Origin of the sequence: Citrobacter sp. FDAARGOS_156 (assembly GCF_001559235.2) — a bacterium.
Classification (GTDB): Bacteria; Pseudomonadota; Gammaproteobacteria; order Enterobacterales; family Enterobacteriaceae; genus Citrobacter; species Citrobacter youngae.
The window spans coordinates 3661659-3676058 of the sequence record NZ_CP014030.2; the positions used below are offsets into that span (position 1 = coordinate 3661659).

General features: G+C 53.0%; 13 protein-coding genes and 2 pseudogenes. 11 read left to right on the forward strand and 4 right to left on the reverse strand.

The window, feature by feature from the left end:
• Positions 1 to 76: 76 nt before the first annotated feature.
• Positions 77 to 394 (reverse strand): annotated as a pseudogene (locus AL515_RS18040) (aldose 1-epimerase); the annotation flags it as partial.
• A 447-nt stretch (positions 395 to 841) separates the two neighbouring features.
• On the opposite strand from AL515_RS18040, the gene AL515_RS18045 reads away from it, so the two are divergent.
• The 4 genes from AL515_RS18045 to AL515_RS18060 all read left to right on the forward strand — a co-directional run bounded on the left by AL515_RS18045 (position 842) and on the right by AL515_RS18060 (position 5815).
• Positions 842 to 1414 (forward strand): fimbrial protein, encoded by a 573-nt coding sequence (locus AL515_RS18045; protein WP_061068347.1) that lies wholly within the window; start codon positions 842 to 844, stop codon positions 1412 to 1414.
• Positions 1415 to 1494: 80 nt separating this feature from the next.
• Entirely contained in the window at positions 1495 to 2187 is a 693-nt protein-coding gene (locus AL515_RS18050; RefSeq protein ID WP_061068348.1) for a fimbrial biogenesis chaperone, read from the forward strand.
• A gap of 53 nt (positions 2188 to 2240) precedes the next feature.
• Complete coding sequence (locus tag AL515_RS18055; protein ID WP_061068847.1) at positions 2241 to 4736, forward strand: fimbria/pilus outer membrane usher protein; 2496 nt, start codon at positions 2241 to 2243, stop codon at positions 4734 to 4736.
• Positions 4737 to 4747: 11 nt separating this feature from the next.
• Positions 4748 to 5815, forward strand: coding sequence for a fimbrial protein (locus AL515_RS18060; protein ID WP_071887373.1), 1068 nt, complete (start codon positions 4748 to 4750; stop codon positions 5813 to 5815).
• On the opposite strand, the gene hcaR is transcribed toward AL515_RS18060, so the two are convergent.
• Entirely contained in the window at positions 5802 to 6695 is an 894-nt protein-coding gene (hcaR, locus tag AL515_RS18065) for a DNA-binding transcriptional regulator HcaR (protein ID WP_061068350.1), read from the reverse strand. The genes AL515_RS18060 and hcaR overlap by 14 nt on opposite strands.
• A 135-nt stretch (positions 6696 to 6830) precedes the next feature.
• On the opposite strand from hcaR, the gene hcaE reads away from it, so the two are divergent.
• Genes hcaE through hcaD form a run of 5 tightly spaced genes read left to right on the forward strand, consistent with a single transcriptional unit; the run spans position 6831 to position 11048 of the window.
• Positions 6831 to 8192 (forward strand): 3-phenylpropionate/cinnamic acid dioxygenase subunit alpha, encoded by a 1362-nt coding sequence (gene hcaE, locus AL515_RS18070; RefSeq protein WP_048210906.1) that lies wholly within the window; start codon positions 6831 to 6833, stop codon positions 8190 to 8192.
• Positions 8189 to 8707, forward strand: coding sequence for a 3-phenylpropionate/cinnamic acid dioxygenase subunit beta (hcaF, locus tag AL515_RS18075; protein ID WP_061068351.1), 519 nt, complete (start codon positions 8189 to 8191; stop codon positions 8705 to 8707). The genes hcaE and hcaF overlap by 4 nt, the downstream gene beginning before the upstream one ends.
• On the forward strand, positions 8707 to 9027 hold the full coding sequence (gene hcaC, locus AL515_RS18080; RefSeq protein WP_061068352.1) for a 3-phenylpropionate/cinnamic acid dioxygenase ferredoxin subunit: 321 nt from the start codon (positions 8707 to 8709) through the stop codon (positions 9025 to 9027). Before hcaF ends, hcaC begins: the two co-directional genes overlap by 1 nt.
• On the forward strand, positions 9024 to 9836 hold the full coding sequence (gene hcaB, locus AL515_RS18085) for a 3-phenylpropionate-dihydrodiol/cinnamic acid-dihydrodiol dehydrogenase (RefSeq protein ID WP_061068353.1): 813 nt from the start codon (positions 9024 to 9026) through the stop codon (positions 9834 to 9836). The genes hcaC and hcaB overlap by 4 nt, the downstream gene beginning before the upstream one ends.
• 9 nt (positions 9837 to 9845) lie before the next feature.
• Complete coding sequence (gene hcaD, locus AL515_RS18090; protein WP_061068354.1) at positions 9846 to 11048, forward strand: phenylpropionate dioxygenase ferredoxin reductase subunit; 1203 nt, start codon at positions 9846 to 9848, stop codon at positions 11046 to 11048.
• Positions 11049 to 11140: 92 nt separating this feature from the next.
• Here hcaD and glyA read toward each other — a convergent pair whose 3' ends face one another.
• Positions 11141 to 12394, reverse strand: a complete 1254-nt coding sequence (gene glyA / locus AL515_RS18095; protein ID WP_003037627.1) for a serine hydroxymethyltransferase — start codon at positions 12392 to 12394, stop codon at positions 11141 to 11143.
• Between the two features lie 325 nt (positions 12395 to 12719).
• Here glyA and hmpA point away from each other — a divergent pair, with 325 nt between their 5' ends.
• A complete protein-coding gene (gene hmpA, locus AL515_RS18105; RefSeq protein WP_061068355.1) occupies positions 12720 to 13910 on the forward strand; it encodes an NO-inducible flavohemoprotein in 1191 nt (396 codons plus the stop codon).
• A 4-nt stretch (positions 13911 to 13914) separates the two neighbouring features.
• Positions 13915 to 14010 (forward strand): annotated as a pseudogene (locus AL515_RS24160) (hypothetical protein); the annotation flags it as partial.
• Here AL515_RS24160 and glnB read toward each other — a convergent pair.
• Positions 14007 to 14345, reverse strand: coding sequence for a nitrogen regulatory protein P-II (gene glnB / locus AL515_RS18110; protein ID WP_002914032.1), 339 nt, complete (start codon positions 14343 to 14345; stop codon positions 14007 to 14009). The pseudogene AL515_RS24160 and the gene glnB sit on opposite strands and share 4 nt — an antisense overlap.
• Positions 14346 to 14400: the final 55 nt, after the last annotated feature.

Sequence of the window (14400 nt, forward strand, 5' to 3'; positions counted from 1 at the left end):
TTTGGTGGCGATAGTCTGGCGACAAACGCAGGCTGGCGCAAGTGAGCATTAACACGCAGATAACATGATTTTTGCCCTATTCGACGCAAATTTGCATCGCAAAATGGCAGCGTTCACCCTGCGCTAAAACCTGTAACCCCGGCTACCCCTGCATGTGGTGGGCATTCACCGGATGCGTCTGCGGCTCCAGACACAGAAACGGCTCACCCGACATTCTGAACAGCATCAACCATGGAGTTTGCGCTAAAATCGTGACTCTCATCACATCTCGCTGAATAACAGCCCGTCCGCTCCAGCCGGAATAGCCGACGTTCAGCCAGCTATCCTCACCGTATTGCGCGCGCATGAAATCCGCCGCTGGTGGAATGACACGTTGCCATTCCAGCGGCAGATGCTGCAATCGTGTCAGAAACGCCCCCCCACTAAATCGCCACCCGTCTCTGTAAGCGATCATCTGCTGGTTCACGTCGCGCTGCCAGACCACGCTTTGCAGCATCGCCCACCAGCCAGCCGTGGAGTGCAAACCTTGGCTCCTCCCGTTGTCGAGGGCACTCGAAGAATTACACCTATACGAGCTAATACGTTTCTGAAATAGATAGTATATATACAGAAAAGCAAAAATAATTCACAAACAAAACACATCTGCACAATCAATAATAAATTAGCAGAACAAGTAATAATATATTAATTATCCATAAACAAATTCTGAAAATCACCTTAAGCAATACCACAACTGGAATACATTCAATATCATTCAAGGTAACTAAAGTTATTAAAATAGTTAAACAATTTTAATTGTCATCATTCATTAATATAACGCATGGAAGAAAGAGGTACTTTAATGAAAAAAGTAGTGAAATCAATCGCCGTCGGTTTACTTGCGCTTTCTGCGGGAAGCGCATGGGCGACGGACGGCACCATTGAATTTACAGGCGAGATTTTAACCAGCACCTGTGAATTTGCCAACGGTGATACGATCAACGTCGAATTAGGCCACTACGCCGCCAAACAATTTAAAAGCGTTGGCGATCGTTCTCCGGCTATTCCGGTCGATATTCCACTGAAAAACTGCCCAACAACGCCGTGGAAACACCTTGATGGCAATACGGACAACTCATTCCAGATGTGGTTAGAAACGCGTAGCGGCGGTACCGTTGCGGGCAACGAAAACCTGGTTGCCGTCAACAGTCTCGATGTTCCTGCAACGGGTGTAGGTATTCGAATCGACAGAGCCATCGACGGGAAACAAATGTCGCTGAATAAGCTTACCGATCCGAAAATCAGCTTTACGCCTGAAGCCGACGGCACAACTACGGTAGGACTGCAGGCCTACTACGTTTCCACCGTCGATTCTTCTGCCATCACCCCAGGGGAAGCAAACGCCACTGTTGATGTCACCATCGACTATCGCTGATTGCCATCTACCATCTCTTTCCCTTCTTTCCATAGACGGGGAAAGAAGTGGTTTCTGACGCCAGGTTAAGGATAACCGAGATGAAAAAAATCACAGCATTAGCGCTGACATTACTGCTGAGCGGCTGGTCCTGCCAAAATTTCGCTGGCGGAATTGTACTGGAAAGAACCCGCGTCATTTATGACGCAGGGAAGAAAGAAGCCGCGCTACCCGTGACTAATCGCAGTGAAAGTCTGCCCTATTTACTGCAATCCTGGGTCGACAATGAACAAGGGACAGCCCGTGGTCCCTTTATTATGACGCCACCGCTATTTCGCCTGAATGCAGGCAATAATTCATCATTGAGAATAATAAAGACATCTGATGATATAGCTAAAGATAAAGAATCCCTGTTTTTTATTAACGTACGCGCCATTCCGGCAACACAACAATCCGATAGCGTCGAAAATAATATGCTGACGCTGGTATTTAAAACCCGAATTAAGCTCTTCTACCGTCCGAGCAGCCTGGTAGGGAAGCCCTATGACGCCTATAAATTACTCGAATATAAATATAGCAATAATAAGTTAGACATCTATACCCCATCTGCTTATTACGTGGTCTTCGCGGGATTGACGCTGGATAAAACCGATCTGACCAACAACATAGAGCGGATCGCACCTGGCGAGCATAAACAGTTGGCAGTACCGGGTCTGGCAGGAAAGACGGTGCAGTGGGCTGCAATAAACGACTACGGCGGAACTAGCCAGACGGAAACCAGGACGCTGCAATAAATCGCGACTTACAGCCAACTTACGACGTTAGCTCTCAGGGAATGAAAAGCGATATGGTGCAATCAACGCCACATTTTTCAGATATTAAACCACTCGCCTTGTGGCTGCATTGCGCAATCGTCAGCGGATGTCTGGCATCTGTCCATGCCAGAGCCGATGTCTTCTACTTTGACCCAACGCTTCTGGAAACAGAAAAAAGTGGTCAGTCGTCGGTCGATCTTTCCGTTTTCTCTCAGGAGAATTCACAGCTCCCAGGAGAATATATCGTTGATATTTATGTTAATAAAAAGAAAATCGTACAGCGAAAAATCCCATTTATTGCAGATAAAAATCACCAGTTAATTCCCCAGCTAACCCTTGAACAACTGCGCGAGTTGGGCGTGAAAATTGAAAATTATCCACAGCTCGAAAAGCTGGATGACCTTACGACGATCGGCAACCTGGCGCAGGCCATTCCTGGCACCGTCTCGGAGTTTGATATCAACCACGGCAGACTGAACCTAAGCGTGCCCCAGATAGCGCTGTACCGCGATGCTCGCGGCTACGTTGCACCTTCTCGCTGGGACGATGGCATACCGGTTCTGTTCACCCACTACACGTTTAGCGGTTCGCAAAATCAGTATGACGGTGATAGCAATCAGCACCAGTATCTGAATATGCAAAACGGTGTCAACCTTGGTCCCTGGAGGCTACGTAACTACTCGACCTGGACACACAACGACAGTGATGCGCATTGGGATAGCATTAATAGCTGGCTACAACGAGATATTAAAAGCCTGAAATCACAGCTGATAGTAGGAGAAAGCGCAACTGAAGGCACCGTGTTCTCAAGTTATCAGTTCACGGGAGCACGTCTCTTTTCCGACGAAACCATGTTACCAAACAGCCAGCGTGGCTTTGCGCCAACAATTCGTGGCATCGCACACTCAAGCGCTATCGTCACAATACAGCAAAACGGCTACACCCTTTATCAAAGCAACGTGCCGGCTGGGGCCTTTGAAATCAACGACCTCTACCCTTCCTCCTTTAGTGGCGATCTCGATGTCACGATTGAGGAAGCTGACGGTACGGTAAGGCACTTCGTCCAACCCTTCTCTGCGCTGCCGCAAATGCAAAGACCCGGATACCTTAAATACAGCGTCACTGCCGGGCGTTTTCGCGCCCCAACGTCGCAGGACAGCAATGAACCCGAGTTTCTTGAAAGTACCGCCAGCTATGGCCTGAGCAACGCCATTACGCTGTATGGTGGTCTGAATGCCTCGCAGGATTACCAGGCTTTAGCGCTGGGTCTTGGCTCAACGCTTGGCGTACTCGGGGCGGTGTCGACAGATGTGAGCCGTGCAGATACCCAGTTGAATACGGATGGTCGTTATCATGGTTATAGCTGGCGTACACAGTACATTAAAGATATCCCCGAAAGCGGCACCAGCGTGTCGCTAAGCTATTATCGCTATACCAGCAGTGGCTATTTCAACTTTTCCGACGCCAATCAGAAGGATATCCGTGCCGACGATCGCCTGCGCAGCGAGGCTCAATTTACGTTCAACCAGTCACTGCTAACAGGCATCAGCTTTTATGCTTCAGGCTCACAGCAAGAATACTGGGACCGCGGGCAGCAGGATAAAAACCTGTCTATTGGCCTGAACGGTAACCTATGGGGAGTCAGCTATAACCTGAGCGGCCAGTTCACCGACTCTCAGGACCACGAAAACGATCGCACGCTATCGCTCAGCCTGAGCATACCGCTAGATCGCTGGCTATCCCATACACAGGCCACGTGGAGGACCACCGATCAGCGCGATCGTCCTACTGAGCACGAAGTGGGCATTAACGGCTCTCTGCTGGACGATGGCCGCCTGAGCTATAACCTGAAACAACGACAAAGCGAAGGAGGCGGCAACAAAAGCAGCAGCCTTTACGGCAGCTATCGTTCTGCTTTTGGCACCGCCAACGCTGGCTATGATTACAGCGCCGATAGCCGGCAATTGAGCTATGGTCTTTCCGGAGGTATTGTTGTCCACCGCCACGGCGTGACCCTTTCACAGCCTTTGGGCAATGCCTTTGCGCTGGTAGATGCCAACGGCGCTGCCGGTATCCGGGTGAAAAACTACCCCGGCATTGCCACCGACCATTTCGGCTATGCCGTGATTCCCTTCCTGACCGCTTACCAGGAAAATGCGATATCGATCGATACTACGCAGATGCCGGATAACGTTGACGTAACCGAAACAGTGCGCACCGTTGTGCCTAATCGAGGTGCCGCCGTCGCCGCCCAGTTCCTTGCTCGTACGGGTTACCGCGTACTGCTAAAACTCACCGATAGTCAGGGTAACGCACTACCTTTTGGCGCCATCGCCAGCAGCCAGACCCAGCAAAGTATTGTTGATGACGGTGGTGTGTTGTATATCAGCGGTGTGAACAATCAGCCGCAAATCTGGTCTGTGCGTTGGGGCAACCAACCCGATCAGCAGTGTCAGTTCACCTTTAGCCTGCCGGAAAGTGTCAGCCGCGGCACTTCAATACAAAATGGCAACGCACAATGTCGATAAGGAAGATGTGGATGAGAAATGGAATTTCTACCGCTGCAAGCGTCGTGCTGCTCGCGCTTTTTTCCCCCGCAGGCTATGCGATCACTGGCGCCTGCTCGGCGAAAGGCAGTTTTAGCGCCAATGTGTCCAGCGACTGGACGCAAGATCAGAATGTCACTGGCCGCACCCTGGAACTGCCGACACCGCTCACGGGCAACGCCTACCAGATAGAGTGTACCTGCGAGGCAAATACCAAGGTGGGCCTGTTTTATACGGTAACCAGCGGCCTCTCACAAACTGGCAAAGTAGGTGGTTATTACCGCCTGAACAACAATCTGGATATTCAAACTGAAGTCGACGATATTCCTGGCGTTACCGGTGTCACCCCACTGAATACGCAAGCCATCAGAGAGAGTGGTGCCTACCAAAGCGGTGGTAGCAACGGCAGCGTCTGCGCGGCCGATCCGGCGGATACCCGAGCCGCGCCTGTGACAATTGGTGCCAATACCCGTTTGACGTTTTACGTCACCAAACCCTTCCTGGGCGAGCTCGTGATCCCGGACACACTCGTCGCTTCAGTGCGTGCCGGATGGAGCACCAACACCACCCCACCATCCTTGAGTACGCTACAAGATATTGCCGAACTGCGCATTCAAGGGAGCATTACCGTGCCGCAAAATTGTAAAATCAACCAGGGAGACATCATTCGAGTCGATCTCGGCTTTATCAACGTCAGCCGTTTTACGACAAAGGACAGGATGCCAGACGGCTACACGCCGGTTAAATTTGAAATTCGTTACGATTGCGGCGACACATCAGAAATGGGTAATGATATGGAAATGCAGATTGATAGCAACGATGTCGTTAACCAGTACACGTTGGTCGCCCGTCGCCGTGAAACGGACAACGTCCCGGATGTCGGTATACAAATGTCACGTGATGGCTCCCAGATGATCCCCTTTACTAATGGGTTGCTCAGCCTCGATTCTTCAGGTCAGGGTGCCATCAGCCTGGAAGCGTGGCCGATAAACATGGTGGGCGGCACGCTGTCACCGGGAAAATATAGCGGCACAGCAACCATTACCGTTATTGTAAAGTAGCGCACTCGGCTGGCCGCTGCGCCAGCTCGATAAAATCGCGCAGGGCGGGTTTCAGGTCACCTTTTTTCCACGCCATCAGCAGCGAAATGGTTGGGATATCGCCGATAATTGGCCGGAAAACCACCTGCCCGGTATTAAAATTATTCATATAACCGGGTATCAAAGTGACCCCCAGCCCCATACCGACCAGGTTCATCGTCACCAGAATATTGGTCGCCACCTGCACAATATTGGGCTGGCTTTTCTGCTGCTGAAACCAGTTTTTGACAATCTTCGCTAATACGCCGGAATAAGCGGGATCGGTGCTGACAAAATTGACACCGTTCAGTTGCTGTGCCGATATCGCCTTTTCACTGGCTAACGGATGGTTAACCGGTAGCACTACCACCAGCGGCTCATGAATGAGCTCCAGATACTCCAGTTCCGGGCTGTAAACCGGATGGCGCATTAAACCAACATCCAGCTCCCCACTCAGGATCTTCTCTTCCTGCTCGGTGGTTATCAGACTCACCAGTTCAATGTGTGTATCCGGTTGTTTTAAACGAAACAAAGGCAGCACCTTAGGCAGCAGATTCACCTCTGCTGAAGGAACAAAACCAATCGTAAAATGATTATCTTCCTGCACCGTTTTACGGGCGCGAATTTTCGCGTTCTCTGCCTGTTCGAGGATAGCCAACGCATCCTGTAAAAAGCACTCTCCTGCCGCCGTCAGCGCAACTTTTCGCTTATCGCGCACCAGTAACGGAACGCCCACGCAGGTTTCCAGATCGCGGATCTGACTGCTTAACGACGGCTGGGAGGTATGCAACTTTTCTGCCGCTCGGGTGAAATTCAGCGCCTGCGCCACCGCGACAAAATAGCGTAAGTGCCTCAGTTCCATGCCCTGCTCCTTGTTATCGAAAAAATGTCTCAACTGGTAGAAATTTACTATTTCACAGATTGATAACTAACCAGCAACATCCTTAGGGCACATAAAAAGAAGGTCAATACATCTTAGCTTTCAGGATTAAAAAATATGACCACACCCTCAAATTTAGACATCTACCAACTGATCGACACGCAAAACGGTCGCGTAACCCCACGAATTTATACCGACCCTGAAATTTACCAACTGGAGCTGGAACGCATCTTCGGGCGCTGCTGGCTGTTTCTCGCCCATGAAAGCCAAATCCCGAAACCGGGTGATTTTTTTAACACTTACATGGGCGAGGATGCGGTGGTGGTGGTTCGCCAGAAAGACGGCAGCATCAAAGCGTTTCTCAACCAGTGTCGCCACCGTGCGATGCGCGTCAGCTACGCCGACTGCGGCAATACCCGCGCCTTCACCTGCCCGTATCACGGCTGGTCTTACGGTATTAACGGCGAGTTGATCGACGTCCCGCTGGAGCCGCGCGCTTATCCGCAAGGTTTATGCAAATCGCATTGGGGACTGAACGAAGTGCCTGGCGTCGAGAGCTATAAAGGGCTGATTTTCGGCAACTGGGATACCAGCGCACCAAACCTGCGCGATTATCTCGGCGACATCGCCTGGTATCTCGACGGTGTACTCGATCGTCGTGAAGGCGGCACCGAAATCGTCGGAGGCGTCCAGAAGTGGACCATCGACTGCAACTGGAAATTCCCCGCCGAACAGTTTGCCAGCGACCAGTATCACGCGCTGTTCAGCCATGCCTCTGCGGTGCAGGTGCTGGGGGCGAAAGACGACGGCAGCGATAAGCGCCTCGGCGACGGTCAGACCGCCCGCCCGGTGTGGGAAACCGCCAAAGATGCACTACAGTTCGGCCAGGACGGCCACGGCAGCGGCTTCTTCTTTACCGAGAAACCGGACGCCAACGTGTGGGTCGACGGTGAAGTCTCCAGCTACTACCGCGACACCTACGCGGAAGCCGAAGAGCGTTTGGGCAAGGTTCGCGCCCTGCGTCTGGCTGGTCACAACAACATCTTCCCCACGCTTTCCTGGCTCAACGGTACCGCCACGCTGCGCGTCTGGCACCCGCGTGGGCCGGATCGGGTTGAAGTGTGGGCGTTCTGTATTACCGATAAAGCCGCCTCTGATGAAGTGAAAGCCGCGTTTGAAAACAGCGCCACGCGGGCTTTTGGCCCCGCCGGGTTCCTGGAGCAGGACGACTCGGAAAACTGGTGTGAAATTCAAAAACTGCTCAAAGGCCACCGCGCACGCAACACGAAATTGTGTCTGGAAATGGGGCTTGGCCAGGAGAAGCGTCGTGAAGACGGCATTCCGGGGATCACTAACTACATCTTTTCGGAAACTGCGGCGCGCGGTATGTACCAACGCTGGGCCGATTTGCTCAGCAGCGAAAGCTGGCAGGACGTGCACGAGAAAACCGCCGCGTACCAGCAGGAGGTGATGAAATGAGCGCGTTAGTTTCTCTTGAGCTGCATCATCGCATCAGCCAGTTTCTGTATGAAGAAGCGCGTATGCTCGACGACTGGCAGTTTCGCGACTGGCTGGCGCAGCTGGATGACGACATTCGCTACACCATGCGTACCACGGTCAACGCCCAGACGCGCGACCGCCGCAAAGGCGTGCAGCCACCAACCACCTGGATTTTCAACGACAACAAAGACCAGCTCGAACGCCGCATCGCACGGCTGGAAACCGGCATGGCCTGGGCAGAAGAGCCGCCTTCCCGCACCCGCCACCTTATTAGCAACCTGCAGGTCAGTGAAACCGACGTGCCCGACGTCTTCGCCGTGCGCCTCAACTATCTGCTGTATCGCGCGCAAAAAGAGCGGGACGAGACGTTTTACGTCGGCATGCGCGTGGATAAAGTCCGTCGTTTGCCGGGCAACGAGTGGCGCTTACTGGCGCGCGAGATCGTGCTGGATCAGGCGGTTATTACCTCCCATAACCTGAGTGTACTGTTCTGATGAGTCGTATTTATGCCTGCCCCGTAGGGGATTTGCCGGAGGGTGAAGCCCTCCGGCTCGACACCTCGCCCGTCATCGCGCTGTTCAATGTTGGCGGCGAGTTTTATGCCATTAACGATCGCTGTAGCCACGGCAACGCCTCGATGTCGGAAGGTTATCTGGAAGACGATGCCACCGTGGAATGCCCGCTGCATGCGGCCAGTTTTTGTCTGAAAACAGGCAAAGCGCTATGCCTGCCCGCCACCGATCCGCTAACCACCTACGCAGTATATGTGGACGGTAGCGATGTATTTGTTGATATTCCAGAGGACGCCCGATGAGCGATTTACGCGATAACGTGGTTTTTATTACCGGCGGCGGTTCCGGCCTCGGCCTGGCGCTGGTCGAGCGCTTTATTGAAGAAGGCGCGAAAGTCGCTACGCTCGAACTGTCGCCAGCCAAAGTCGCCAGCCTGCGCCAGCGTTTTGGCGAACATGTATTGGCGGTAGAGGGCAACGTCACCTGCTACGCCGACTATCAGCGTGCGGTCGATCAGATCCTCACCGTGTTTGGCAAGCTGGACTGTTTTATTGGCAATGCGGGCATCTGGGATCACAACGCAACGCTGGTGAACACCTCTGCTGAAGCGCTGGAGAGCGGCTTTCACGAGTTATTTAACGTCAATGTGCTGGGTTATCTGCTGGGGGCGAAAGCCTGTTCCCCCGCACTTATCGCCAGCGAAGGCAGCATCATCTTTACCCTGTCAAACGCTGCCTGGTATCCCGGCGGCGGCGGGCCGCTGTACACCGCCAGTAAGCACGCGGCTACCGGGCTGATTCGCCAGTTGGCCTACGAGCTGGCGCCTAAAGTGCGGGTGAACGGCGTCGGTCCGTGCGGTATGGCCACCGATCTGCGCGGCCCACAGGCGCTGGGGCAAAGCGATACCTCAATTATGCAGTCACTGACGCCGGAAAAAATCGCCGCTATTTTGCCGCTACAGTTCTTCCCCGACCCAGCCGACTTTACCGGGCCATACGTGATGCTGGCGTCGCGTCGCAACAACCGCACCTTAAGCGGCGTGATGATCAATGCCGATGCCGGGCTGGGTATTCGCGGTATTCGCCACGTCGCCGCTGGTCTGGATCTCTGAGGAGGCGTTATGCACAACAAAATTATTGCTATCGTCGGCGGTGGACAGGCCGCAGCGATGGCGGCGGTAGCACTGCGCCAGCAAGGGTTTGACGGCGAGATACATCTGTTCTCCAATGAGCCGCATCAGCCGTACGAACGCCCGCCATTGTCCAAAGCCATGCTGCTGGACGACGCCCCGCAGCTACAGCCGGTGCTAAACACGGCCTGGTGGCAGGAAAAAAATGTTCATCTGCATCTGAACGTGACTATCCAGACGCTCGGCCGCGAAACGCATCAGTTGGTGCTGGCTGACGGCCAGGTTTATCCGTGGGATCAGCTATTGATTGCCACCGGTGCCGAGGCCCGTCCTCTTCCGCTGCTGGATAAACTGGGCGATCGCTGCTTTACCCTGCGCCACGTTGACGACGCGACTCGTCTGCGAGACGCTTTACTCCCCGGTAAATCGATTGTGATAGTCGGGGCGGGCACCATTGGTCTGGAACTGGCGGCCAGCACGACCCAGCGCGGCTGCCGGGTAACCGTAGTGGAGCTGGCACCAACGGTGATGGGCCGCAATGCGCCTGCTCCGGTGCGCGACTACCTGCTTGCCCGCCACCAGCAGGCGGGCGTACGGGTGTTACTCAACAGCGCCATTGAACACGCCGGAGCGGGAGAGTTTCTCTCACTGACGCTGCAAAACGGTGAAACTCTCACCGCTGATACGGTGATCTATGGCATCGGTATCGTGGCGAATGATACGCTGGCCCGCGACGCCGGTCTGGAGACGGCTAACGGTATTATCGTTGATAGCGCCTGCACCACCTCCGATCCCGCGATTTTCGCCGCCGGTGATGTGGCGCTCACTCGCCAACCGGACGGTTCACTGCGCCGGGTAGAAAGCTGGGAAAATGCTAACTTCCAGGCACAAATTGCCGCTGCCGCAATGCTTAATTCGCCGTTGCCGGAGAAGACACCAGGCTGGTTCTGGACTGACCAATACCAGGATAATTTGCAGTTTATTGGCGAAATGCAGGGAGATAGCTGGCTTGTACGCGGCGATGCTGATGCGCAGAAAGCGATATGGTTTAACCTGCAGGATGGCGTGATTGTCGGCGCAGTAACGTTGAATCAGGGCCGAGAAATACGTTTACTGAGAAAATGGATTCAGGCAAAGAAAAAGCCACCCATGGCGGCTTTAGTCGATGAAACAATCTTGCTTAAGTCGATATAACTGCCGGATGGCACTTCGTTTATCCGGCCTACATGTGAGTTACCTGTAGGCCGGATAAGGTGTTTACACCGTCATCCGGCAATCAGTATGGCTTACGCGTAAACCGGGAAGCGTGCGCAGATATCCAGAACTTTACCTTTGACGCGCTCGATTACGGCTTCGTCATTGATGTTGTCCAGCACATCACACATCCAGCCAGCCAGCTCTTTCGCTTCCGCTTCTTTGAAGCCACGGCGAGTGATTGCCGGAGAACCGATACGGATACCGGAAGTCACAAACGGGCTCTTCGGATCGTTCGGTACGCTGTTTTTGTTAACGGTGATGTTGGCGCGGCCCAGCGCGGCATCAGCTTCTTTACCGGTCAGGTTTTTATCAACCAGATCCAGCAGGAACAGGTGGTTTTCAGTTCCGCCAGAAACCACTTTGTAGCCACGGTTCAGGAACACTTCCACCATCGCTTTGGCGTTTTTAGCAACCTGCTGCTGGTAAACCTTGAACTCAGGCTCCATCGCTTCTTTCAGCGCTACAGCTTTCGCCGCGATCACGTGCATCAACGGGCCACCCTGCGCACTTGGGAACACCGCAGAGTTCAGTTTTTTGTACAGCTCTTCGTCACCGCCTTTCGCCAGGATCAGGCCGCCGCGCGGACCCGCCAGAGTTTTGTGGGTGGTGGTGGTGACAACGTGTGCGTGTGGAACCGGGTTCGGGTAAACGCCTGCGGCAATCAGACCCGCAACGTGCGCCATATCGACGAACAGGTATGCACCGATGCTGTCAGCGATTTCACGCATTTTTGCCCAGTCAACAACGCCGGAGTAAGCAGAGAAGCCACCGATGATCATCTTCGGTTTGTGCTCTTTGGCCTGCTTCGCCATGTCTTCGTAGTCAATTTTGCCGGACTCATCAATACCGTAAGGGATGATGTTGTACAGTTTGCCGGAGAAGTTAACCGGGGAGCCGTGAGTCAGGTGGCCGCCTTGTGCCAGGTTCATACCCAGAACGGTATCGCCCGGTTGCAGCAGAGCGGTGTAAACAGCGAAGTTAGCCTGAGAACCAGAGTGCGGCTGTACGTTAGCGTAGTCAGCGCCAAACAGCTCTTTTGCACGATCGATAGCCAATTGCTCAACGATATCAACGTACTCGCAACCGCCGTAGTAGCGCTTGCCCGGATAACCTTCAGCATATTTGTTGGTCAGCTGAGAACCCTGCGCCTGCATAACACGCGGGCTGGTGTAGTTTTCGGAGGCGATCAGTTCGATGTGCTCTTCCTGACGTACTTTTTCCTGCTCCATAGCCTGCCACAGTTCGGCATCATAATCGGCAATGTTCATTTCACGCTTTAACATCCGCATCTCCTGACTCAGCTAACAATAGAATTTCGGCCTAAAAAGGCAGTCCCTAGGACTTCGGCCAACAGTATAACCGAATCATTCTTCGATAACAGGTCTTGACAAAGGATTTTACGCAAACGATTACCTTCACGGCACGCAAGGCTTTGGAGAACAAAGGTCTGCTGAATTTCAACGGATTTCTTTTCAGGTTTGTGATGCAGATTTTTCACGATGTAACCTTTACAACGCAAAGTTACAAAGAACCATTTACAATGCAGGGGTATTTTTTATAAGATGCATTTGACATACATCATTAAAGTCTCAGATAAAGGAAGACCGTATGCTTGACGCACAAACCATCGCTACAGTGAAAGCCACCATTCCCCTGCTGGTTGAAACAGGTCCGAAGCTGACCGCCCATTTCTACGATCGCATGTTTACGCATAACCCAGAGCTGAAAGAAATTTTCAACATGAGTAACCAGCGTAATGGCGATCAGCGCGAGGCGCTGTTTAACGCGATTGCCGCGTATGCCAGCAATATCGAAAACCTGGCGGCGCTGTTGCCAGCGGTTGAGAAAATCGCGCAAAAGCATACCAGCTTCCAGATTAAACCAGAGCAGTACAACATCGTGGGTGGTCATTTGCTGGCAACGCTGGACGAAATGTTCAGCCCAGGCCAGGAAGTCCTGGATGCGTGGGGTAAAGCGTATGGCGTACTGGCGAACGTTTTCATCAACCGTGAAGCGCAAATCTATAGCGAAAATGCCAATAAAAATGGCGGCTGGGAAGGTACCCGTCCTTTCCGCATCGTGGCAAAAACCCCACGCAGTGCACTGATCACCAGCTTTGAGTTTGAACCTGTCGACGGTGGCGCAGTAGCTGAATATCATCCGGGGCAATACCTGGGCGTCTGGCTGAAGCCGGAAGGTTTCCCGCATCAGGAAATTCGTCAGTACTCACTGACCCGTAAACCTGATGGCAAAGGCTATCGGATTGCCGTTAAGCGTGAAGACGGTGGTCAGGTTTCCACCTGGCTGCACAACCATGCAAATGTTGGCGACGTTGTTCACTTAGCCGCACCTGCGGGCGATTTCTTTATGGACGTCGCGACCGATACCCCTGTGTCTCTGATTTCCGCAGGCGTAGGTCAGACCCCAATGCTGGCAATGCTGGATACGCTGGCGAAAGCAAACCATACGGCGCAGGTTAACTGGTTCCATGCGGCAGAAAATGGTGATGTCCATGCCTTCGCTGATGAAGTAAATGAACTCTGCAAAACGCTGCCACGCTTTAGCGCACACACCTGGTATCGTGAGCCAACCGAAGCCGATCGCGCGAAAGGCGCGTTTGATAGCGTAGGTCTGATGGATTTGAACAAGCTGGAAAGCGCAATCAGCGATCCGGCGATGCAGTTTTATCTGTGCGGTCCGGTTGGCTTTATGCAGTTTGCCGCAAAGCAGCTGGTCGGCCTGGGCGTGAAAAACGAGAACATTCATTACGAATGCTTTGGCCCGCATAAAGTTCTGTAATTACGTTATGCCTGATGGCGCTGCGCTTATCAGGCCTACGAGATATTGTAGGCCGGATAAGGTGTTTACACCGCCATCCGGCAAGCAAGGCGCGGCTTAGATTGCCGCGTCGTCTTCTTCACCAGTACGAATACGAATAACGCGCGCGACGTCAAAGACAAAAATCTTACCGTCGCCGATCTTGCCGGTCTGGGCAGTACGAATAATGGTGTCGACGCAGGTATCGACGATGTCGTCGGTAACCACAATTTCAATTTTTACCTTCGGCAGAAAATCCACCATATATTCCGCGCCACGGTACAGCTCGGTATGGCCTTTCTGACGGCCAAAGCCTTTCACTTCCGTTACCGTCATCCCGGTGATACCGACTTCCGCCAGCGCTTCGCGGACGTCGTCCAGCTTGAAGGGTTTAATAATCGCATCAATCTTTTTCATGCTATTCCTTGAAAAGGTCGCCTGTCTTTTGATCGAATAAAGCTAACATAATCCG